A 20,935-nucleotide genomic window follows, 5' to 3' on the forward strand; every position below is an offset into this window, starting at 1 on the left:
TCACTGATGTAGGTGGCTGCGCACCCAGGCAAGTGCTGCATCTTGCTCGAAGACGTCCCCTGTAAGCCCGATCTCATTGTCGGCAAGGAACGTTGCAATCTGGTCGCCGTCCATGCAAATCATTCCGCTGCGCGCAGCGAGAGTTTCACCGTCACGACTAATCGTTCCTGTCGTGAAGAAGAGAAAAAACACCGGGTCCAGCAGAGAAGGATTGAATCCCGAGAGAGCTCGCCCATCGTCGCTTGCGATGCCACTTTGAGCCAAACGAACCGATCCCACGAGTTCCCGGATATCGGGCGTGGAGACTCTGGTCTTGTCGTAGTGCTTGGCCTGTCCCACGAGCCAGACATTCAGCCGGCGATCCAGACCAGGCAGTTCGCTGAAGTTGTCGAGTCTGTTGCCCAAGGCCAGCTTGCCGTAGAAGTCGATCCCCTGGTCATCGCTTGCTTGTGTCAGGGTGGGCTCTTCCACACCGAGGATGCCGAGGATGCCGCGACAACATCCCTCGAACTCTCGCCATGACAGCGTCCGCAGGAAAATTGCGTAATTGTCTTTTGCCAGGCGGAGGCGTTTCGCCCTAGCGCGTTCAGTCTGTGCCTCGCCGGCGGGGTAGAACGAGCTTCCCTGCACAAAGTCCTGCGAAGACTCGTTGATCTCGATGCGGCAGAACCGATAGCGCAGCTCGCTTTCCGCGATGGCGTCCTTCAAGGTGCTTAGGATCGCCACGTGATGTGACGCCGCGAACTCGTCCGCTTCATCTCCCGTCATCGCTAATACATCCGCTGCGACCTGAGCCACCAGAAGTTGCGCATGGACGGGCTTGGAGTCGAGCGGCCACGATGAGAGAACGTGCTCGACGACGGCTTTGCGTTTATTCGGTCGCGGCATCCTTGCCGTCAGCCTCTCCCACCGATAGGAGCTCCTCGATGAGGTCTGCGAGATCCTGGAGCTTGGCCTTTTGTGAAGCTTCGAGCTGCCGACTTTCACGAATGCCGATGTGATCCAAAGCTGTCAGAGCAGCTGTCACTTTGGACATCCAGTTCCGCCCTGCATCCGCGGCCTTGATCATTGCAATGGCATCTGAGAAGGGCTTGTCGATGTCTAGGAGGGATGTGACGGCTTCCTCATCGTCGAGGACATTCTTGATCTCGCGGATCTCCAGGTAGGACGTGATCTTAGGCTCGCGACTCTTGCCCTTCGTGTCGGCGTAAGGAGAGAGCAGGCTATAAAAACTCTCACGAAGGTCTTCGTTCTCGAACGACCAGGTCTCGTCGGACCAAGCCAACCAGGCCCGAATTTTCGGGCTGACTAGGGCCTCATGGAAAAGTGGGTAGAGCTCGTTGCTTACGTAGTCGGAGTACTCCTCGCTGGCGCGCATCTGCTCCATTGCTTGAAACGCGCGATATCGGCGGTTTACCTCGACTGCCGATAGTCCAAGCCTTGAACCCACGTCTTGCGCCGAAAGTTCGTGATTGTGCCGCAACTCGTAGACAAGGCGGGCCGCTTGGAACCCGCCCCATTCCTTGACTCCGCCAACGTGCCGAATGCCCATGATGGCTAGGTACGCCTCCTCGTCGTCCCCATCCATGACGATGACGGGGATCGAATCAAGGACGTCAACCAACTGTTCCGGCAGGTCGATGCCTGCATCGTTGTCCGCCTTTAGCCATTTCAGAGTTGCCGTTCGCCGGTTGCCCTCGACTACGACATACACGCTGTCTTCGCCCGCGTCTTTCCAGGGGCGAACAACGATTCTCTCGACGGGAACGAAGCCATTCGCAATGAAGGACTGTTTGAGCTCAGACAACCCATCTTGCTTCAGCCGCGACAACGCGGCTTCCTGAACCTTCGGTTCCCGAAAGCGTCGCTCTGCGACTGTGCGTTGCTCTCCTTCACCGTGGAACCGGAAATTGTTGGGATCCAGAAGAATCGCATCTAGGGGTACGTCAGTTGGAGTGAGTTGGCTCATGTGGAGTCCTAGATGAGATGGTGGGTTTGACGGAGCGCTTATTGCGCCGCTTGAGACTTTCAGATCAGGCTATCGGCAGGTCACCTGGAAGGGGGTGCCGCGCTGAACGTCGACATCAGACAACGAAGCCAAGAGGCCGTCTAGGGACGCGCGCTAGAGACTTGAGTGCACCAAACTGAAAATTGGCAAGATTGGGATGAGAAATGGACTGGCAACGTGCGTGAGAATCCCTCCGTTCACGGGGCCGTGACTGGCAATTTAAAATGAGAATCGACAGTTGTCTGTCGGTTCTCACCGACTGACGTCACGTCGCCCCAGCTGCTCCGGGTCGAGCGTGGGTCCGACCGGCCACCCGGTATTCCGTCAGTCGGCTCGACGAACCTCGTCGAGGTCACGCCGGACGCGATCCGGTTCGTCTTCCCGTGGCATGTTGACTTGGTCGAGCACGCCGTCGACGGAATCGGCTGCGTCCTTCGCCAGAGAGCCGAACACGAGTTCCAGGTTGGCCTGCTCGGGCCCGCGCTCGGCCACCAGTTCGAACGTGAACCGGTCTGCTGCTTCTGAAGTCAGGCTGTCGACGAGCACGCGGGCGATCTGTGCTCGCGCGATGACGCCGTCGGACGAGTTGCCGGCGCGACGAGTGTCACCTTGCAGCAGGGTGATCTTCAGCTGGTCGGCGTCGTTGTAGTCGAACCAGCCCGGCCGGACGATCGTGTAATCGTTGCCGCTCGCTCGGACGAGCCGCTCGCTGCGCCGCTTCCAGTCGTGCGTCTTCCCTCGGACGGTGACGCCGATCGAGGTCATCAGCGCAATGCGCACCGGACGACCATCGAGCGCTTCCAACACGTTGGCGACCGCGCCGTAGTCCACCTTCTCGGCGCCCGCAGCGTCGCCGTACGAGGCGCCCTGTGTGAAGACGACGGCGTCGATCCCCTGGACCGCCGCGACAAGGGTGCTGGCGCGCGTGAGGTCGCCGACGACGAGCGATGCACCGGGGTCGAGCCTGGAGGCACGGGCCGAGTCGCGCACCAGGGCGCGCGTCGTGTGGCCCTGGCGGACGGCTTCCGCCACGACGTGTCGGCCGACACTGCCGGTCGAACCGACTACCAAGACGGTCATCGGCGCGGTCACGGACGCACCGTGATCTCGACCGTACCGAACGAGAGAGGTGAAATCATGACTGGAATTCCTTCCGGCGATGGAACACGAGGGAGTTCCGGTGATGGAACACGAGGGAGACCACCAAAGCCACGGCGAGCATGACGCTCGAGCCAGTCAGTGCACCGTGCACCCGGGCGATCACCGCGGCAGTCGTGCTCTCGTGCGCGGCGACCGCCCCGGCTCCCACGGCGACCAGGATCGCGAGGCCGACGGATGAGCCGAGCTGATGCGCGGTGTTGAGGAGGCCGGATGCGGCTCCCGCATCGTGCGCCTCGACGCCCGAGATACCGAAGCTAGTCAGAGGGGCGAAAGCGAGACCTTGGCCCGCGCCGATGAGCAGCATGGGCAGGCCGACGCTCACGATGTAACCGGTGTCGGCGGTGACGAGGCTCAGCCAGAACATGCCGGCGAGCGTGAGGATGACGCCGATGGCGAGCATCGGCACCGGGCGGATGAACCGACCGAGCCTCGTGACATTCAGGGCGACGGCGAAGTTCACAGCCGTCATCGGCAGGAACCCCAGGCCCGCCTGGAGCGGGTTCCAGCCGTGCACCTCCTGCAGGTACTGGGTGGTGAAGAAGAAGAACCCCATCATCGCGCCGAGATACAGGAATCGGACGGCATAGGCACCCGAACGGTGCCGGCTGACGAAGAGCCGAAGGGGCATGATCGGCTCGGCCGCCCGCGCCTCGTGGACGACGAGGACGACCAGCAGCGCAGCACCCACGGCGATGCTCACCAGGGTGACGGGTGAGGCCCATCCGCGACTCGACGACTCGATGATGCCGAAGATGATCGCGCCGATGCCGACCGTCGACGTCACAGCTCCGAGCACGTCGAACTTTCCCGGTCGCTTCGGCTGCTCGACCAAGTACTTCGTAGCCAGGACGATCATCACGGCGCCGATGGGGATGTTGATGAAGAACCCGGCCCGCCACGACACGAGGTCGGCCAGGACACCACCGATGACCATGCCCAGGCTCGCGCCGATTCCCGCCGTGGCCGAGTAGAGGGCGACGGCGCGGTTGCGCTCCCTGCCAGCGGGGAAGGTGGCGGTGAGCAACGACAGGGAGGTCGGAGCGACGATGGCGGCGCCGATACCCTGGACGGCACGCGCGGCGACCATCCAGCTGCCCACAGGGGAGGCCCCCACGAACAGGGAGGCGCCGCTGAAGACGATCAGCCCGATGATGAACAGGCGTCGGCGTCCGAGGATGTCTCCCGCCCGGGAAGCCAGAAGCAGCAAGCCGCCGAAGGTGAGCGTGTAGGCATCCTGCACCCAGGCGAGTCCGGTCGACGAGAAGCCGAGGGTGCGCTGGATCGACGGCAGCCCGGTGAAGATGATCGAGTTGTCGAGCAGGATCATGAAGTAGCTGACGAGAATGATCACCAGGATCGCCGTCTTGTGGACAGGCGGCGCGGCGCGGGTGGCGCCTTCCGTGGTGTTGCTTCGTGTCGTGGTCACAGTGTCAGTCAAAGGGCGCCGCGGCGCGCGCGGCAGTGCCTGCCCTTCCGGGTACCGACAGGGCCTCCTTCGCTGATCACCACCCTTTTCGTGTCGGAGCCCACCCGAGCGCGTTAGCCCATGACCTGCGACCCGATGACCGACAGCAGCCGGAGCTTCTCCTGGCTCTCCGACCCTGCGGCAGCGGTGTAGACGAGCAGGATGTGCGTCTGGTCGGGGTCGACGAGCGTCTGGCAGGTCAGGTCCATGGCGCCGAGCTCGGGATGCACGAAGCGCTTCGTGGCCGGCGGCCGCAGGCCGACCTCGTGGCGGTCCCACAGCTCGCGGAACTCGGCGCTCCGGTCGAGCAGCTCGTCGGCGATCCGCGCCGCGCGCGAGGCAGGCCCGCGGCGTGCCGCGATGTCGCGGAGCCCTGACGTCCAGAGCCGGGACAGGAACGGCCGGTCCTCCTCGGCGTACAGCTCTCGGCTGCTCCTGTCGGTGAACCACCGATAGCCGATGCTGCGCGCGAGGCCTGTGAGGTGGGCCGTGTCTCCGGTCAGCGCCGCGCCGAGACGCGTCTGCCGGAGTGTCTCGCCGAGCTCCGTCGTGACCTCGGCGGGGGTGTCCTCGAGACGGTCGAGAATGCGCAGGAGCCCAGGCCCCACGTGGTCGCTCGACGGTCCGCGGCTCGGAGGCCGGTGTCCTGCGAGTCTGAAGAGGTGATCGCGTTCCTCGAGCGTCAGGTGCAGACCCTGGGCAATTGCGGCGATCATCTGCTCCGACGGCTGTGGACCTGTTCCTCGCTCGATGCGGGCGTAGTAGTCGGGCGACATGTGGCTGAGGGCGGCGACCTCCTCTCGGCGGAGTCCGGTCGTTCGACGGCGCTGCCCGCGGGTGAGACCCACGTCTTCGGGCTGGAGCACCCCGCGCCGGTGGCTGAGGAAGGCGCCGAGGCCGTCGCGGTCGATCGGGGAGCCGTCGAGGGCGATGCCGTCCGGGGGTGTGCTGTTCATGTGTCGATTCTCGTGCCGAGTGATCCCGGGGTGAACAGCGGAGCCGTGCCCCGTCGAGTCCTGGATACCGCGCCGAGAGGGCGTCAGAGTCGACAGCACAAGCGAGAAGGAGCACGCCATGCCACGCACACCCATCCAGATCGACGTCCCGGACCTCGCCGGGCGGCGAGCCGTCGTCACCGGCGCCAGCGACGGCATCGGCCTGAGAATCGCAGCGAGGTTGGCCGCGGCGGGTGCCGAGGTCGTCCTGCCCGTGCGGAACGCCGCCAAGGGGCAGTCGGCCATCGAGACGATCAGGCGCGAGTCGCCGGCGGCCCAGGTGTCGTTGAGGGACCTCGACCTGTCGTCGCTCGACTCCGTTTCTCAGCTCGCGGCGACGCTGGTGGCGGAAGGGGACCCGGTGCACGTCCTCATCGACAACGCCGGAGTCATGACTCCCCCGTCGCGACAGGTCACCGTCGACGGGTTCGAGTCCCAGTTCGGCACGAACCACCTCGGGCACTTCGCTCTCGTCGCGGGCCTTCTGCCGGTCCTGCGAGCCGGCCGCGCACAGGTGACCTCGCAGATCAGCGTCGCGGCGAACTCCCACGCGATGAACTGGGCCGACCCGAACTGGGAGCACGGCTGGAACGGCATGCGCGCCTACAGCCAGTCGAAGATCGCGATGGGGCTGTTCGCGCTCGAACTCCAGCGGCGTAGCGAGGCACTCGGCTGGGGCATCACGAGCAACCTCGCGCATCCGGGTGTCGCGCCCACGAGCCTGCTCGCCGCACGGCCGGAGCTCGGCCGGGCCGACGACACGATGGGCGTGCGCGTCATCCGTCTCCTCTCGGCGCGCGGGATCCTGGTCGGCACCCCCGAGTCAGCAGCCTTGCCCGCCGTCTACGCCGCGACCTCACCCGACGCGATGCCCAGCCACTTCTACGGCCCGTCGGGTGCCGGGCACCTCGGCGGTGCGCCCGCCGAGCAGCGGCTCTACTCGCGGCTGCAGAGCGAGGCGGACGCCGGTCGGGTGTGGGCGCTGTCGGAGGAGATGACCGGGGTGGCGTTCGGCGCGGTGTAAGCGAGGGCGATCGGCTCGCTTCGTCGAGACGCACTTGAGTGTCATCTTCGGCTGACGTCAGGGGCGGCGGGCCCGCCAGTCGTTCGCGGCGACGAGGATGGCCTCGACGACCTGCTGCTTTGCGACGACGTAGCCGTCCCGGTCGTGCTCGAACGCCTCCGCCAGGCGCCTCTTCTCCCGTTCATAGTCGGCGCACGCGTCGGGGTGGGATTGAAGGTAGTCGCGGAACAGCAGGTGCGACGTGTGGGCTTCGGAGCCGACGCGCATGACGTGCACGTGGTCCGTTCGGTGGTCGTTGACGATGCGCTGCAGGAACGCATGGTCAGGGTCGTCGGCGAACGACGACGCGACGTGATCGAACCCGAGCCCGGCGAGCCGGTCGAGGATCGCCGGAGTCAGAGCGTCGTCGACGTTCCTCACGCCGACCGCGACGTCGATGGTGTCCTTCGATGCCAGGCCGGGCACGCTCGTCGACCCGACATGCTCGATCTCGGCGCCGAGGAAGACGGGCGTCAGCTGTTCTTTCGTCCTCGCGAAGCGGCTTGACCAGGCAGGATCGGCGGGGACGAGGTGCACTTCGGTGTGGGCCTTCGACACGTCCCGAATGTACCTCGCGCCGTAGACGAGCCGCGTCGGCTCGTCCACGAAGTGCAGGGGCAGTGGGCCGGCTGGCCGGGCGTCGCCGGGATTCATGGGGTCCATGGGGATGACGACGGCGATCCCAGCTATGCGGGTATCCAGTTTCGGTCGGTGAAGGCCAGACGAGTCGAGCCGTCGGAGGGATCGACCCCTTCGCCGGCGGCATGCAGCCCCACCCGGAGGGCGGTCGCGATGGACGGCGCATTGACGTGGTCGATCCAGGCGACAACGGGAAGTGATGTGTCGACGGCGCGTGCGGCCTCGATTCCCGCCCTTGCGATCTCGGCGGCGAATCCCTGCCGCTGATGAGTTGGCGCGACGCGGTAGTTGAGGTTCCAGTGGCCGCCGCCATGAAGCTGGACTCCACCCGTGCCGATCACCACGGTGGGGTCGTGGGCCAGGACTGCGACCCAGTAGCTGAGCCCGTCACGGTCCCACTTGCCGCCTGCACGGGTTGCGTAGGACTCGGTCGTGCCGACGTCCGCATGCAAGCCGGCCGGGTTGTACCACCACACGTCGGGCTCGCTGAACAGGGCGAACAATCGCGGTCCGTCGCCCGGCCCCATCGGTTGCAGCAGCAGCCGACTCGTTCGCGTCGTCTCGGTCCCCACGAGCCCACGGTAGCCGGGCGCGGCGGTCACTTGTACGTGGGTAGGCAGCGGGGATTCGCCACCACGCGAGGGGTGAGGCGCAGGTCTCATCGCGTGGTGGAGCCTTTCCGATGAGTGCCTGGCCCCGCGCCCATGGAATCTCGACTCGTTTCCCTGCGTGACTTGGAAGCTCAGGACGGGCGTCTGATGGCTGCGATGAGGCCGACGACGCCGCAGATGACGAGCAACGACCCGCCGACCGTTTCGAGTGTCGCCGACAGGGTCGTCGTATCGATCACGCCTGCAGCTCGGGAAAGCAAGGTGAATATCCCGAAGAGCGTCAACGCGACCGACCAGATGACGGTCCACGTCCTACGGCTCATGCGACCCGACACTAGACCGACCCTCGACAAGCCGTCATCAATCGTGTGAGCTAGTCGAGGCTGGAGCGAAGGGCTTCGGTGGCGTGACGCCTGCGAGCCCGACGCTCCCTGATCCGGAACACCGCTTCATAGGCGCACCCCAAGAGTCCGCCACCGACGATGCTGAAGGCCATGAGGAGGTCCTCCTGCATGCCGGGCCTGACGGCGAGCAAGACGCCAAGCGCCAGGAGCAGGGCGATCGCCGCTCCACCCGCGATTCCGCCCAGCGCGGCCGCCGCGTACCGAAGGCCCGCGCTCTCGCGTGGAGCCCGGTTCCGCAGGAGCAACGCAACACCGGCCTCGGCGATGGTCCCGCCGATGACGACGATCGAGACACCGCCGTCGATGATGGCCGACAGGAAGAGACGACCGCCGGGCGTGAACATGTCGCCTCCCGCAGACGGTTGCATCTGCAAGGGGAGTTCGTGAACGGCGTATGCCGCCGAAATGGCGGCACCCACCAGGGCGCCGCAGGTGATGAAGGTGCGTCCGGGGCTCGGCAGCGCTCGCGCGGCCTCACTCATCCCCCACGTGGAGTGGAGGTCTTCCGTTGAAACCACTTTTGCCACCTTCCCCCGGGGCGAACGTTGCCGACCTCACACTCAGCGTGCTCGTTGGGGTGTCCGCCAGAAAGCCCCAGGCCAGGGGTGGCGCAGCGTCCAGTCGCCAGGCGGCATTCAACACTGTTGAACCGTGCGGCTCAACAGTGTTGAATGGGGCCGTGCGGCGCAAGGGTGCGCCGTCGTATCCCGAAAGGCCTCACCATGTCTCCCGCGCATCGCCCCCTGACCGCGAACTCCACCGTCGGCGCCTGGCTCGACGACCCCGACGGCGCCGCCCTGCTCGCCGGCCTCGTCGCTCCTGCCGATGTCTCGTCGCTCGCGCCGGCGCGCTCGCTGCCGCTCCAGCAGCTCGTCGCCATGTCGAACGGCCAGCTGCCCCAGGCGGCCGTCGACGACCTCGTCGTCCGGGCCAACGGCGGGGTCATGCCGGCCGAGAGTGACGACGCGCCGACCGGCTTCGTCGAGCGCGTCACTCCGGGCCGCTTCACCGGCAAGACCGTCATCGTCACCGGTGCCGGAGGCGGCATCGGCCGTGCGACCGCGTCTCGCCTCGCTCGCGAGGGTGCACGCGTGGTCGCGGTCGACGTCGCGCCCCGCGGCCTCGAGGCGCTGGTCGCCGACCTGCCCGACGCCGACATCGTGACCGTCACCGGCGACATCACGAAGGCCGACGACGTCGCGGCGATCGTCGAGGCCGCCGGAGCCCGGATCGACGGGCTCGCGAACATCGCCGGAGTCACCGACGACATGGCCCCGCTGCACGAGACCACCGACGCCGTCTGGCAGCGCGTCATGCGCATCAACGTCGACGGCATGTTCCTGCTCACCCGCGCCGTGCTCCCGGCGATGCTCGAAGCCGGCTCCGGCTCGGTCGTGAACATCAGCTCCGAGGCGGGCCTTCGAGGTTCAGCCGCAGGAGCCGCCTACACGACCTCGAAGCACGCCGTCATCGGCCTCACGAAGAGCTCCGCCTTCATGTACGCGCAGACGGGCATTCGGGTGAACGCGATCGCGCCCGGCGGCGTCGCCACGGGGATCCCGACGACCTTCGCCTCGGAGTTCGGATCGGCGCGACTCCAGCCGGGGCTCGGGATCCTGCCGGGCGTCGCCACGGCGGTGCAGCTGGCGGCGTCGATCACCTTCCTGCTCAGCGACGATGCCACGAACCTCAACGGCGCGATCCTGCCCTCCGACGGAGGCTGGTCGGTTCAGTAGTCGACGAGGTCCTGCAGCAGGCGCCCGTAGCGCCGGATGACGGCCTCGTGGTCGGCGGCGAGCAGGTACTCGTCGCCGACGATCCAGAACGAGTACAGGAGCCCGCCGACGAGCGCGGCCGCGAGCCGTGCCCGGAGCTCGACGTCGGCCCCGGTCAGGCGGGATTCGAGCGGCTCGACGAAGTTCGTCTCGTGCAGTTCGCGCATCCTGGCACTGAGCTTCGCGGTCTGGCCGGCGCGGAGGACGGCCAGGAACCCGGCGCGGACGGACGGCCCGGACTCGAGCACGAAGCGGATGTACCTCTCGCCGAGGCCGTCCAGGGGTCCGTCGAGGAGCGGGTGCTCGCCCTCGACGGAGCGCATGGCGGCGAGGAACAGCCCCTCCTTCGACCCGAAGTAGTGGATGACGAGAGACGCGTCGGCGTCGGCGACGCGGCCGATGTCGCGCAGCGACGCCCCGGCGTACCCGTGCTCGACGAAGAGCTCGGTCGCGGCCGACAGGATCGCCGCGCGCTTCGTCACCCGCTCATCGCTCATGCAGCGAGCGTATCGAGGTCGGCGTCAGGCGGCGGTGAAGCCGCCGTCGACGACGTACTCGGCGCCCGTGACGAACGCGGCGTCGTCGCTGGCGAGGAAGGTGATGACGGCGGCGACGTCGTCGGGCTGCCCGAGACGACCCATCGGCGTGGTGGCGATCATGCCCGAGCGGTCGGTGTCGCCCAGGATCGGGGTGTCGATGAAGCCGGGGTGCACCGAGTTGACGCGCACGCCCTCCTTCGCCCAGGCCAGAGCCGTGTTCTTGGTCAGGATCCGCACCGCGCCCTTCGCCGCGTGGTACGCCGGCGACACCCCGAACCCGCCCGAGATGCCGAAGATCGACGAGATGTTGACGACGGCACCGCCGCCGTTCTTCAGGGCGGCGCTCGCGGCCTTCATGCCGAGGAACACGCTCTTCTGCGTGACCGCCGTGACCTTGTCGTACGTCTCGATGCTGGTGTCCTCGATGAGGGCGTTGTCGCCGATGCCCGCGTTGTTGACAAGCACGTCGAGCCCTCCGAAGGCGCTCACCGTGGTGGCGACCGCGGCGTCCCAGGCTCCTGCGTCGGTGACGTCGAGGTGGACGAAGTGGGCCGATCCACCGGTCGCGGCGATGTCGGCCGCTACCTTCTCGCCGAGCTCCTGCTGCACGTCGGCGATGACGACGTTGCCGCCCTCGGAGGCGATGCGCAGCGACGTGGCGCGTCCGATGCCGGATGCCCCTCCGGTCACGATGGCGGTCTTGCCGGTGAAGCGGGACATGGGAACTCCTGGGGAAATCGAGGACTTCAGGGCGTTGGTCGGCGTCCATGCAAACGCATACACCCTACGCCTCTGCGCGGAATTAGACAACGCATGTTGTCAAATTGACGGTCAGCGGAGGACGCGCGGAGGCAGACGCGTCTCGACGGCGACACCATCGACCCGTTCGATGCGGTAGGCCGCGGCGTCGTCGAGCTCGGAGAGCACATCGGCCAGCTCGGTGCCCTCGTAGAGCAGGGCGACGCCGTTGTCCGTGGCGTACGAGACCGGAAGCTCGCCGGACGCGACGGCCGCGTGCAGGAGGGGACGCCTCGTCGGCTCGGAGTCGTAGTGCACCCCGTTGCCGAAGGGCAGGAAGCCCAGGCCGTCGGTGATGACTCGGAGGTCGGGGCCGAACGAGTCGGTGGGGCCTCCGGTGTGCCAGCAGATCGAGCCTGCCGACGCTCCGGTGAGCACGACGCCGTTCTGCCACGCCTCGCGGAGGATCTCGTCGAGCCCGTGGAGTCGCCAGAGCGCCAGGAGCCCGGCGACGGAGCCGCCCCCGACGTAGATGACGTCCTGCGAGAGCAGGGTCTCACGGAGGTTGTCGACATTGGGCTGCGGGAGGAGCGCCACGACCTGGGCTCGCACGTCGGTGCCGGCGAAGGCCCCGTAGAGCATGGCGGCATCCTGGATCTGATCGCCCTTCGCGGTGCCGAGGTAGGCCAGGCGCGGGGCGCGGGGGTGCGCGCTCAGGTCGATTGCGGCTCGCACGAGAGGACTGATGGTCCAGTCGCCACGGCTGTTGCGACCGAACCCGGTCGATGCGGCGAGGATGCGTGGGCCCGGCATGCGCCCACGCTAGCTGACGCGTCGGCCGCGTCGCTCGACGACGAGGAGAAGGCAAGCCCGACCGGAGTAGCTTGCACTCGACAAGGCGCGGGACCGCGCCCGACAGGCGAGGAGACCCACAGTGAAAATGCTGCTCACATCCGGGGGTGTCTCGAACGCCAGCATCGAGACGGCGCTCGTCGAGCTCCTCGGCAAGCCCATCAGCGAGGCGGACGCGCTGGTGATCCCCACCGCTATCTACGCCGTGCCCGACTTCGGGTCGGCGTACCGGATCGTCACCGGAACGGCCAAGACTCCGCTCGCCGAACTGGGCTGGAAGTCGCTGGGGCTCCTGGAGCTCACGGCCCTCCCGAGCATCGACGCCGAGGCGTGGAAGTCGAAGGTTCGAGAGACCGACGCCCTCCTCGTCAGCGGCGGCGACCCGATCTACCTCGCCCACTGGGTGCGCGAGTCAGGGCTTCTCGACCTCGTGCCCGAGCTGGTCGACCAGGTGTGGGTCGGCGTCAGCGCCGGCAGCCTGGTCATGGCCCCCAGGATCGGTGACGCACTCGTGGAATGGCAGGCTCCTACGGGAGACCAGGCGCTGGGACTCGTCGACTTCGCCATGCTCACCCATGTCGACCACCCGCTCCTGCCGGACAACACCATGGCCGACGCCGAGCGCTGGGCCGCGTCGATGGACGTGCCCGCGTATGCGATCGACGACGAGACGGCGATTCGGGTCGTCGACGGGACGGTCGACGTGATCTCGGAGGGGCACTGGAGGCTGTTCTGAGCCGCCTGCGTCCACGAGCCGAGCCGGCGGACTAGTCCTCCGACGAGAGCGCCTCGATGCCGGCGAGGACGGTCAGGAGTCTGTGCTCGGCTGCGATCTGCCGCGCCGCGGCGATGTGCTGCTCGAAGAGGTCGCGTCGTCCGGCCGCCCTGAGGGCGCGGGCGAGTTCGAGGTGAGCCCGGCTGAGGCCGGCGCTGTAGTGAGCCGCCGCGGTCTCCTCGAGCACGTCAGGAAGCGTCTTCAGCGCGTAGTCGGGATCGCCGAGCCGCGTGAGTGCGTTCGCGAGCAGGGTCCGGGCGTTGACGCTCGTGACGAGTGCCATGTTCGGCTGCATGTCGGCGTCGTTCTCGGCCAGATGTTCCAGGACGCGTCGATAGTGAGTGATCGCCGTGTCGATCTCGCCGGGGCGCATCAGGAGGTTCGCGCTCAGGATGAGGTTCTCATTGATGCCTTCCTGGTCGCCCGCCTGTGAGAACTTCTCCCTGGCCTCGCTCGCTTCGCGCTCCGCGACCTCGAACTCACCGAGTCCCTCGTGCGACCAGGCCAGGTACATCAGCGCCCAGCCCTGCTCGCGGACGTCGCCGGCGCGGTCGGCCGCATCCTTCGCGGTCGTCGCAGAGGCCAGGGCCGCCCCGAAGTCTCCGTGGCTGCGATGCACCCAGGAGGCGAACCCGTGGTGCACGGCGATCTCCCTGGCACTGCCCGACCGTGTCGCCGCCGCCGCCGAGCTCAGGAAGAGAATGCGCCAGAGGTCCCAGGCCGGCCAGGTGTCGGAGAACCAGTGCAGGGCGTCAGCGACGTCCAGGACGAGCCGGTCTTCTCCGAGCGCGAAGGCCTGTTGGACGGCGCTGGCCCACTGCGCCCCCTCGAGCTGAAGCCACGACCGTGCCGCCTCCGAACCGGCGAAATGGCGGCCGGGGCTCGAGGCGTCCGGTGACTTGTCGGGCTCGAACCAGAGGCCTGCGTTCTGCGCCGTCTGAAGGACCCAGTGACGGAGCGCCTCGCGTTGCGCCGCGATGTCGCCGGCGTCGATCCGGCGCGAGAGCGCGGAAGCGAAGAGTCGCACGAGATCGTGGAGGTGATAGCGGTTTCCGCCGCGGGCCTCGATCAGGCCGAGATCGGTGAGTTCGTCGAGGCGGTCGCCGGCATCGTCGGTGTCCGCGCCCGTCGCCGCTGCTGCGAGCCAGGAGTCGAACGTGGCTCCGTCGATGAGGGACAGGCTCCGGAACAGCCGCTGCGAGGCCGGGCTGGTCTGGTCGTAGGAGAGCGTGAGGGCGTTCTCGACCGCGAGGTCGCCCGCGACCAGGGCGCGGAGTGGCTCCTGCCGCGAGGTCATCCGCTCGAGGAAGTCGCGGATCGTCGACGCCGGTTGCGCCGCGATGCGATTCGACGCGATGCGTAGCGCGAGCGGAAGGTCCCCGCACGCCGCGGCCAGGCGATCGACATCCGACGCGGTTCGTTGGTTCGCGGGCACGATGCGTCCGATCAATTCAGTGCTCTCGGCGCGAGTGAGAGACTCCAGGTTGATCCGTTGCACGCTCGCGAGCCCACTGAGGCTCCTGCGAGACGTGACGATGACGACGACGTGGCTGCCCGTGAGAACCGGTCGGATCTGGTCCTCGTTGGCCGCGTTGTCGAGGACGACGGCGACGCGCTGACTCGCCGTGATCCGCCGCCACTCGGTCAGCGCCTCATCGAGCGTGGCGAGGTCGCGAGCGCCCATGGTCTGCGCGATGAGCGCTTGGAGGACGCCGAGCGGGGAGAGCGGCAGGGAGTTCATCCCGTTGAGGTCGACGAACGCGCGGCGGCAGTCGTCGTAGTCGTGGCGGCTCAGTGCCTCGAGCGCGACCGTGGTCTTGCCGATGCCGGCCGCACCGCACACGACGAGCACGGGCGACGGAGCGCCCGTGTCGTTCGGGTCGCGTCGGAGGAAGGCGCTGATCGAGCGCATGACTTCGGGTCGTCCCGTGAAGTCCGTGAGGAGCGGTGGCGCGAGCATCGCGGACCGCTCTGACGCACCGGACTCGATCCGGGGCATGCGTGCCAGGCGCAGGATCTCCTGCTGCTCACTCTGCTCGAGTTCGAGTGCGTCGAGGATCGCCGCGAGGGTTCGCCGTTGCGGACTCGTGCTGATGCCTCGTTCGATGTTGCTGATCGTGCGATCGCTGATCCCCGAGGAGAACGAGAGCGCCTCCAGCGTGAGGTCGGCGAGGACCCGATGGCGACGGAGGCGGACTCCGAGCGAGTCGCTCATTCGGGGCCGGCTCCCGAAGAACAGTTCGTCATGCTTTCTTCCTGGTCAGGGGACCGTCCCTGGCTCTTTCATGGGGGTCGAGTACATGGTGCCTGAATGCCCGGTCAGAAGCGAGCGGGTTGCGCCGTCACACGAAGGGGACACACTCATGCCAGTTCCGACCATCGTTCTCGTGCACGGCGCCTTCGCCGATGCCGCCAGCTGGGCGCCCGTCACCCGGGAGCTCCTCGACCGCGGCCACACCGTGATCGTGCCGCCCGTCTACAACCGCAGCCTCGCCGAGGACGGAGCATCGATCCGAGCCGTCGCCGAGCACATCGACGGGCCCGTCGTGCTCGCCGGGCACTCCTACGGCGGTGCGGTGATCACGGTCGCCGGAGCCGCCGAGAACGTCGTGGGCCTCGTCTTCGTCTCCGGATACGTCCTCGAGGAGGGCGAGAGCCTCGGGCAGCTGCAGGGCGGCTTCCCCGACTCCGACCTCGCTGCGAACCTCGTCTACACGCCCTATCCGGTGACGGGAGGCGAGGACGGCACGGACGTGTCCGTCACGATCGAGGCGTTCCCGCCCGTCTTCGCGAAGGGGGTCGACCCGAGGACCGCCGAGGTCCTCGCCGTGTCGCAGCGACCGCTGACCGGCGCCGCATTCGGGGAGCCGGCCTCTGTCGCGGCCTGGAAGACCACTCCCGGCTGGGGCATCGTGTCGTCGTCGGACCACACGATCAACCCCGACGTGGAGCGATTCGGCTACGAGAGGGCCGGCCTCCGCGACGTGATCGAGCTGGACGCCCCGCACCTCGTCATGCACACGCATCCTGCCGAGGTCGCCGATGTCATCGAGACCGCGGTGCGCGAGACCACGACCGACTAGCGTCGCGCACGGGGCCTCTCACCGATCACCACCACCGAACAGACACAGGAGAACACTCATGGGTTACGTGACCACCGACGACGGTGCAGAGATCTACTTCAAGGACTGGGGCGACGCCGACGCGCAGCCGATCGTCTTCCACCACGGCTGGCCGCTGTCGTCGGATGACTGGGACGCACAGATGCTGTACTTCCTCGCCGAGGGCTTCCGCGTCGTGGCGAGCGACCGACGAGGCCATGGACGCTCGTCGCAGATCGGCACCGGCCACGACATGGACCACTACGCCAGCGACGTCTCCGCGGTCGTCGAGCACCTCGACCTGCGCAACGCCATCCACATCGGGCACTCCACCGGTGGTGGCCAGGTCGCCCGCTACGTCGCCCGGTACGGGCAGCCCCAGGGCCGGGTCGCCAAGGCCGTCCTGGTGTCCGCGGTCCCACCGCTGATGGTGAAGACCGACGCGAACCCCGACGGCACCGACATCTCGGTCTTCGACGGGTTCCGCGCGGGTCTGGCCGCGAATCGTGCCGAGTTCTTCCAGGCGGTGGCATCGGGTCCGTTCTACGGCTTCAATCGTGATGGCGTGACGCCGTCGGAGCCGGTCATCGCCAACTGGTGGCGTCAGGGCATGACGGGGAGCGCTCTCGCCCACCTCGAGGGCATCAAGGCGTTCTCGGAGACGGACCAGACCGACGACCTCAAGGCCATCACCGTGCCCGTGCTGGTCTTGCAGGGCGACGACGACCAGGTCGTGCCGTACAAGGACGCCGCGGTGAAGCAGGCCGAGCTCCTCAGCGACGCGACCTTGAAGATCTACGAGGGCTACCCGCACGGCATGCTCACCACCCACGCGGACGTCATCAACCCCGACATCCTCGCATTCATCCGCGGCTGACCGTCGCGTCTGTGAAAAGGGTGCGGCCCGGAGCTCGAACCGGGCCGCATCCTCCCCACCCGCACAGCGGCTCGCCCGCAGGTCGCGACGATCGACCCGCCGACGGCGACTCTGCGCTCCGCCGAGGCTCGACGACGCCGTCTTTGGATAGCGTCGGGGCGTGTTCGAGGACGTCCCGACGGGGCTCGCCTCGGCCGTGGCGAGCGGGGCCCGTGTCGTGGGCGTGCCGCGTGACTCCGAGCTGCTTCCGGATCCTGCGTGGACCCTCGTCCCGACCCTGACCTGCGTTCGGCTCGACGATCTGTTCGCCCTCGTCGGCCGCGCGCACTGAGCATGCCGGCGCGCGTCAGACTTAGCCGGCAGCGTCGAGCGCATCGGCCAGCTGTCGCCGCGCCGCAACACCGAGTTTCCGGTACCCCCGTTAGAGGTGCGTCTAGTCGCTCCTTGTGCGGCTCGGGGCGCCTCTCGACGAGATGCGGCGCGTGCCTGACCGTCAGAAGCCTTCCAGGAGCACCCCGAGAACTCGCAGGATCGGGAACGCGATCCAGCGGTAGAGCCACTTCCACGGCTGACGCGACGGGAAGTCTTTCGTCGGTGGCCTCAGGGACCGTCGCGATGGGTCACGTTCGCGGCGTTCCGTCATGCGAGCAGACTAGGGCGCTCGGTTCGGCGCGTGCATCGACGAGATCGTCGTGTCGAGGGTTCGCATCAACGCGTGTGCCACGATCAGACCGTGGACGACGACGAAGCAGACGACGGGCACGTGATCTTCAGCCTGCTCGTGAACTCCGAGGAGAGGCTCGACGCCCTGGCCGGGTTTCCGGGGCGGGCGCGTGCGGCTGCTCCTGTTGATGATCACCTGTACGAGGTGTACGAAACCAGCTTCGATGACGCCGACTGGGCGAGCCGGGCCGAGCGTCTCGACTCGTGCATCCACGAGGCCGTCGACGCTCTCGTCGGCACGGGCGTGAGCCTCGATGCGCTGGGCGCGGACGACGTGCTCGTGCGCGCCTTCTTCACGTTTCCCCGTGGTGCCGAGACCCTCAGCGCCGAAGCGGTTCAGCGCCTCGCGTCGTGCCACGCGACGATTTGGATCGACTTCCACGGCTGATCGTCCGAACGGATGCGACACTTGGTCGGTGATGACCTATGCGAGAGCGCGAAAGCCGCTTCGCGTGCTGATGTATTCGCTCTGGGCGGTCGCACTGGTTCTCTTCCTGAGCCAGTTCGTCTTTGAGTACAAAAGTCACTGGTGGGGCGTGCTCGCGGTCATCGCGGCGGGCATCAACGTGGTCGACGTTTTTCGGCCCGGTCGGCCGTCGGAATCCAGCCAGAGTGACGAAGAGAAGGACTAGTGCTCGCCGGCAACGACGATCGCCGTCACTCTCCGTGTGACTGAGTGGCGTCAGGAGCCGCCGCCCGACGCGCCAGCCCACGCCTCGCGGAGGCGAGCCGTCTGCTCGCCGAGGGAGAGGCCGTCGACGTCGAGTACGAGGTCGACAGGCGGGGGATCCGCCAGCATGCGGTGCAGCAGGTCGAACTCGTCGTCCGTCAGGTAGACCCGGCGCGTGGCGGCGCGGTCGCGAGCGCCGTCGAGACCGATGGCGAGGTGCACCACGAACGCCGTGGGCAGCTCGCGCCGATACGTCTCGAGAACCTCGGCGGTCACGACGTCTGCGACGACGACTTCGAACCCGGCTTCGGCGAAGTCGCGGCAGAGACTCGCGACGTTTCGGGCGGCCAGGCGGTGCTGAGCGAGGCCCTCGGGGCCGTTCCAGAGTGTCGCCGATCCTGCGACCACCAGCTGGCGGATGTCGTCGGCATCGATGAAAGCCGCGCGGGGCCGCTCGCCCGCCAGGAGCCGCCCACACGTCGTCTTGCCCACTGCGGGGCCGCCGGACAGTATCAGGGGTCGCATCATGCCTCCTCTGCCGCCGATATCGCGAATGCCGTCCGGCCTGGGCTCGAACTCGCACTCTACCGATGCGGTGAGACACGACATCAGGCGGCGGCAGCGGCGGACTCGGGGTCGTGGGAGACGAGCACCGCGGCGCCGTCGGGATCCTGCAGCATGGTCGCGTACGGGCCGATGAGGCGGCCGGGCGCCGTGAGCCCGGTGAAGCCGGCACTCGTGATGCGAGCCCAGACGGCGTCGACCGAGGCGTCGTCGTCGACGAAGAACTCCATCACCTGGCCGTAGCCGCGCTCGGGGAACTCCCATGAGGAGTCGAAACGCTCGGCGAGGGCGGAGGTCGTGATGACCATCGCGTACGAATCGTCTCGATAGACGGACACCGGTCGACCCTCCACCGGATCGGGGATCTCGAGCCCTAGGGTTCGATAGAACTCGATCGACCGATCGAGGTCGCGCGAGTAGACGACGTTCATGCCGAAGCGAATGGCCATGGGTGTTCCTCCTGAGCGAATTAATATGTCAACGTAGATAATCTACGTCGGTAGAGAGAACGGTGCAATGTCCGATCCGACAGGCGTCGAGCTGGGCGGCGCGCTGAGCCGGCTGCTGGCCGTGGTCGTCGAGCGTGAAGAGCCGATCCTCGCGGCACAGGGGCTGTCGATGTGGGAGTACGTGATCCTCGGGCGCCTCGTCGACGAAGAGGGCCTCACGCAGACGGCGCTCGCCGAACGCAGCCGCCGCGACCCGACGCGCCTGATCGCGAACCTCGACGCGCTGGAGGCGCGCGGGCTCGTCTCTCGCGCGATCGATCCGGGCGACCGGCGCCGACGACTGGTCAGGCTCACCGATGCCGGCGCGACGGCGGTGGCAGCGACGCGGCGGGCCATTCGGGCCATGGAAGACGACCTGCTGTCCGCTGTGTCGGCGCAGGATCGTGATCGCCTGCGCGCGACGCTCGCCCGGCTCGTCGACGCCGTCGCCTGACGCCAGGCGCGCCCTCGCGTGCCGCGGCTACTCGAGCACGACGAAACCGAGCACAGCAGCCACGGCAGCCAGGACGGCGAGGACGAGCGGGGGCACGACCGACTCGTGACGACGTGCGTGAACGACGACGGCGCCGACCATGAGCACGGCGAGGGCGATACCGGCGATCGGCGACAGCAGCACGGCGACACCGGTGAGGGCGGGCACGACCAGGCCGATCGCTCCGACGACCTCGGCCGCGGCGATCAGCTTGACGCCGCCGTCGCCGAAGTCCTCGACCCAGCCCATGCCCGACGCGGCGAGGGCAGCACGCGGGCGCACCAGCTTCATCACCCCCGCCCCCAGGAAGGCGAGGGCGGCGAGTCCGGTGACGATCCAGAACGCGATGACCATGGTGATTACTCCTTGATGACGATGACGATGACGATGACGAAGACTGCGACGATGACGAAGACTGCGACGATGACGCGGCCGGATTGACGAGCCGCTGAGGTGAAGATAGTCTCAAAGTAAGATCATCCGCAAGTGAGAGGAATTACGATGGCCGTCATGGGACCGCTGCGAGACGACCTGGGGTGGGCGCTCCGAGCGATCTCGATCGCCTTCCAGGAGCGAGCGGGCGCGGCGGTCGTCGACATCCCGTCTGGGCCGCGCGGGTATCTCGTGCTCCTGGCGATCTCCGGTGACGAAACGCCATCGCAGCTCCAGCTCGCGCAGACCCTCGGTCTCGACAAGACGCGGATGACCTACCTGATCGACGACCTCGAGGCGGCCGGCCTGGTGACGCGCGCTCCCGATCCTGCCGACCGGAGGGCTCGGCTGACCAGCCTGACGCCCGACGGGCGGCGCACGCTCGCGAAGGCGAAAGAGGCGATCACGGCCGTCGAGGACGACCTGCTCGGCGGTGTCGCCGAGCCGGCCCGCGAGGCGTTCCGGTCGGGCCTCGCTGGGGTGGCGCTGGGAGTGGTCGACTCCGGGCGGTGATCCGACCCCGCCGACCAGCTTCAGGCACCGGCCGCGCCCCGCCCCGCCC

The 20,935-nt window shown here is 67.6% G+C and carries 27 protein-coding genes; 10 read left to right on the forward strand and 17 right to left on the reverse strand.

What is annotated here, in order from left to right:
• The 5 genes from C8E83_RS15120 to C8E83_RS15140 all read right to left on the reverse strand — a co-directional run bounded on the left by C8E83_RS15120 (nucleotide 1) and on the right by C8E83_RS15140 (nucleotide 5,590).
• Entirely contained in the window at nucleotides 1-888 is an 888-nt protein-coding gene (locus tag C8E83_RS15120; protein WP_121370733.1) for a restriction endonuclease, read from the reverse strand.
• The gene (locus C8E83_RS15125) at nucleotides 872-1,969 is read right to left on the reverse strand and encodes a ParB N-terminal domain-containing protein (protein ID WP_121370735.1); all 1,098 of its coding nucleotides are present in this window, start codon (nucleotides 1,967-1,969) and stop codon (nucleotides 872-874) included. Before C8E83_RS15125 ends, C8E83_RS15120 begins: the two co-directional genes overlap by 17 nt.
• 363 nt (nucleotides 1,970-2,332) lie before the next feature.
• Nucleotides 2,333-3,100 (reverse strand): SDR family oxidoreductase, encoded by a 768-nt coding sequence (locus C8E83_RS15130; protein WP_121370737.1) that lies wholly within the window; start codon nucleotides 3,098-3,100, stop codon nucleotides 2,333-2,335.
• Between the two features lie 43 nt (nucleotides 3,101-3,143).
• Nucleotides 3,144-4,595 (reverse strand): MFS transporter, encoded by a 1,452-nt coding sequence (locus C8E83_RS15135; RefSeq protein ID WP_245981707.1) that lies wholly within the window; start codon nucleotides 4,593-4,595, stop codon nucleotides 3,144-3,146.
• 113 nt (nucleotides 4,596-4,708) lie between these two features.
• Nucleotides 4,709-5,590 (reverse strand): helix-turn-helix transcriptional regulator, encoded by an 882-nt coding sequence (locus tag C8E83_RS15140; protein ID WP_121370739.1) that lies wholly within the window; start codon nucleotides 5,588-5,590, stop codon nucleotides 4,709-4,711.
• A gap of 118 nt (nucleotides 5,591-5,708) precedes the next feature.
• Between C8E83_RS15140 and C8E83_RS15145 the strand changes: the two genes are divergently transcribed.
• Nucleotides 5,709-6,653, forward strand: coding sequence for an SDR family oxidoreductase (locus C8E83_RS15145; RefSeq protein WP_121370741.1), 945 nt, complete (start codon nucleotides 5,709-5,711; stop codon nucleotides 6,651-6,653).
• Between the two features lie 57 nt (nucleotides 6,654-6,710).
• Here C8E83_RS15145 and C8E83_RS15150 read toward each other — a convergent pair whose 3' ends face one another.
• The 4 genes from C8E83_RS15150 to C8E83_RS15165 form a co-directional block, all read right to left on the reverse strand.
• A complete protein-coding gene (locus tag C8E83_RS15150) occupies nucleotides 6,711-7,250 on the reverse strand; it encodes a GrpB family protein (protein WP_170159958.1) in 540 nt (179 codons plus the stop codon).
• 128 nt (nucleotides 7,251-7,378) lie between these two features.
• Complete coding sequence (locus C8E83_RS15155) at nucleotides 7,379-7,933, reverse strand: GNAT family N-acetyltransferase (RefSeq protein WP_170159959.1); 555 nt, start codon at nucleotides 7,931-7,933, stop codon at nucleotides 7,379-7,381.
• A 140-nt stretch (nucleotides 7,934-8,073) separates the two neighbouring features.
• Complete coding sequence (locus C8E83_RS15160) at nucleotides 8,074-8,265, reverse strand: hypothetical protein (RefSeq protein ID WP_121370746.1); 192 nt, start codon at nucleotides 8,263-8,265, stop codon at nucleotides 8,074-8,076.
• Between the two features lie 50 nt (nucleotides 8,266-8,315).
• On the reverse strand, nucleotides 8,316-8,828 hold the full coding sequence (locus tag C8E83_RS15165; protein WP_121370748.1) for a hypothetical protein: 513 nt from the start codon (nucleotides 8,826-8,828) through the stop codon (nucleotides 8,316-8,318).
• Between the two features lie 240 nt (nucleotides 8,829-9,068).
• On the opposite strand from C8E83_RS15165, the gene C8E83_RS15170 reads away from it, so the two are divergent.
• Nucleotides 9,069-10,082, forward strand: coding sequence for an SDR family NAD(P)-dependent oxidoreductase (locus C8E83_RS15170; RefSeq protein WP_121370749.1), 1,014 nt, complete (start codon nucleotides 9,069-9,071; stop codon nucleotides 10,080-10,082).
• Here the strand turns inward: C8E83_RS15170 and C8E83_RS15175 are convergent.
• From C8E83_RS15175 to C8E83_RS15185, 3 genes are all read right to left on the reverse strand, one after another.
• Entirely contained in the window at nucleotides 10,076-10,618 is a 543-nt protein-coding gene (locus C8E83_RS15175; protein WP_121370751.1) for a TetR/AcrR family transcriptional regulator, read from the reverse strand. The genes C8E83_RS15170 and C8E83_RS15175 overlap by 7 nt on opposite strands.
• Before the next feature lie 24 nt (nucleotides 10,619-10,642).
• Nucleotides 10,643-11,380 (reverse strand): SDR family NAD(P)-dependent oxidoreductase, encoded by a 738-nt coding sequence (locus C8E83_RS15180; RefSeq protein ID WP_121370753.1) that lies wholly within the window; start codon nucleotides 11,378-11,380, stop codon nucleotides 10,643-10,645.
• Between the two features lie 111 nt (nucleotides 11,381-11,491).
• Complete coding sequence (locus tag C8E83_RS15185; RefSeq protein ID WP_121370755.1) at nucleotides 11,492-12,211, reverse strand: Type 1 glutamine amidotransferase-like domain-containing protein; 720 nt, start codon at nucleotides 12,209-12,211, stop codon at nucleotides 11,492-11,494.
• A 121-nt stretch (nucleotides 12,212-12,332) separates the two neighbouring features.
• On the opposite strand from C8E83_RS15185, the gene C8E83_RS15190 reads away from it, so the two are divergent.
• Nucleotides 12,333-12,986 (forward strand): Type 1 glutamine amidotransferase-like domain-containing protein, encoded by a 654-nt coding sequence (locus C8E83_RS15190; RefSeq protein ID WP_121370757.1) that lies wholly within the window; start codon nucleotides 12,333-12,335, stop codon nucleotides 12,984-12,986.
• A 31-nt stretch (nucleotides 12,987-13,017) separates the two neighbouring features.
• On the opposite strand, the gene C8E83_RS15195 is transcribed toward C8E83_RS15190, so the two are convergent.
• On the reverse strand, nucleotides 13,018-15,240 hold the full coding sequence (locus tag C8E83_RS15195; protein ID WP_121370759.1) for a helix-turn-helix domain-containing protein: 2,223 nt from the start codon (nucleotides 15,238-15,240) through the stop codon (nucleotides 13,018-13,020).
• A gap of 148 nt (nucleotides 15,241-15,388) precedes the next feature.
• Here C8E83_RS15195 and C8E83_RS15200 point away from each other — a divergent pair, with 148 nt between their 5' ends.
• The 3 genes from C8E83_RS15200 to C8E83_RS19590 all read left to right on the forward strand — a co-directional run bounded on the left by C8E83_RS15200 (nucleotide 15,389) and on the right by C8E83_RS19590 (nucleotide 17,334).
• Nucleotides 15,389-16,108 carry an alpha/beta fold hydrolase gene (locus tag C8E83_RS15200; RefSeq protein ID WP_121370761.1) on the forward strand — a complete coding sequence of 240 codons (720 nt, stop codon included), beginning with the start codon at nucleotides 15,389-15,391 and terminating at the stop codon, nucleotides 16,106-16,108.
• A gap of 58 nt (nucleotides 16,109-16,166) precedes the next feature.
• On the forward strand, nucleotides 16,167-17,003 hold the full coding sequence (locus tag C8E83_RS15205) for an alpha/beta fold hydrolase (RefSeq protein WP_121370763.1): 837 nt from the start codon (nucleotides 16,167-16,169) through the stop codon (nucleotides 17,001-17,003).
• Nucleotides 17,004-17,163: 160 nt separating this feature from the next.
• Nucleotides 17,164-17,334 (forward strand): HAD family hydrolase, encoded by a 171-nt coding sequence (locus tag C8E83_RS19590; RefSeq protein ID WP_170159960.1) that lies wholly within the window; start codon nucleotides 17,164-17,166, stop codon nucleotides 17,332-17,334.
• A gap of 162 nt (nucleotides 17,335-17,496) precedes the next feature.
• Here the strand turns inward: C8E83_RS19590 and C8E83_RS19595 are convergent, their stop codons facing one another.
• The gene (locus tag C8E83_RS19595; protein WP_170159961.1) at nucleotides 17,497-17,646 is read right to left on the reverse strand and encodes a hypothetical protein; all 150 of its coding nucleotides are present in this window, start codon (nucleotides 17,644-17,646) and stop codon (nucleotides 17,497-17,499) included.
• Between the two features lie 90 nt (nucleotides 17,647-17,736).
• Between C8E83_RS19595 and C8E83_RS15210 the strand changes: the two genes are divergently transcribed.
• Both C8E83_RS15210 and C8E83_RS15215 read left to right on the forward strand, forming a co-directional pair.
• A complete protein-coding gene (locus C8E83_RS15210; RefSeq protein WP_147430204.1) occupies nucleotides 17,737-18,114 on the forward strand; it encodes a hypothetical protein in 378 nt (125 codons plus the stop codon).
• Nucleotides 18,115-18,142: 28 nt separating this feature from the next.
• A complete protein-coding gene (locus C8E83_RS15215) occupies nucleotides 18,143-18,358 on the forward strand; it encodes a hypothetical protein (protein ID WP_147430205.1) in 216 nt (71 codons plus the stop codon).
• A gap of 50 nt (nucleotides 18,359-18,408) precedes the next feature.
• On the opposite strand, the gene C8E83_RS15220 is transcribed toward C8E83_RS15215, so the two are convergent.
• Together C8E83_RS15220 and C8E83_RS15225 are read right to left on the reverse strand one after the other, a co-directional pair.
• Nucleotides 18,409-18,921: a nucleoside/nucleotide kinase family protein gene (locus C8E83_RS15220; protein ID WP_147430206.1), complete on the reverse strand. Its 513-nt coding sequence runs from the start codon at nucleotides 18,919-18,921 to the stop codon at nucleotides 18,409-18,411.
• Between the two features lie 83 nt (nucleotides 18,922-19,004).
• A complete protein-coding gene (locus tag C8E83_RS15225; RefSeq protein WP_121370770.1) occupies nucleotides 19,005-19,409 on the reverse strand; it encodes a VOC family protein in 405 nt (134 codons plus the stop codon).
• Between the two features lie 67 nt (nucleotides 19,410-19,476).
• Between C8E83_RS15225 and C8E83_RS15230 the strand changes: the two genes are divergently transcribed.
• Complete coding sequence (locus tag C8E83_RS15230) at nucleotides 19,477-19,902, forward strand: MarR family winged helix-turn-helix transcriptional regulator (RefSeq protein WP_121370772.1); 426 nt, start codon at nucleotides 19,477-19,479, stop codon at nucleotides 19,900-19,902.
• Between the two features lie 27 nt (nucleotides 19,903-19,929).
• Here the strand turns inward: C8E83_RS15230 and C8E83_RS15235 are convergent, their stop codons facing one another.
• On the reverse strand, nucleotides 19,930-20,295 hold the full coding sequence (locus C8E83_RS15235) for a DoxX family protein (RefSeq protein WP_121370773.1): 366 nt from the start codon (nucleotides 20,293-20,295) through the stop codon (nucleotides 19,930-19,932).
• Between the two features lie 156 nt (nucleotides 20,296-20,451).
• Between C8E83_RS15235 and C8E83_RS15240 the strand changes: the two genes are divergently transcribed.
• The gene (locus C8E83_RS15240; RefSeq protein WP_170159962.1) at nucleotides 20,452-20,886 is read left to right on the forward strand and encodes a MarR family winged helix-turn-helix transcriptional regulator; all 435 of its coding nucleotides are present in this window, start codon (nucleotides 20,452-20,454) and stop codon (nucleotides 20,884-20,886) included.
• Nucleotides 20,887-20,935: the final 49 nt, after the last annotated feature.

This window comes from Frondihabitans australicus (assembly GCF_003634555.1).
Classification (GTDB): Bacteria; Actinomycetota; Actinomycetes; order Actinomycetales; family Microbacteriaceae; genus Frondihabitans; species Frondihabitans australicus.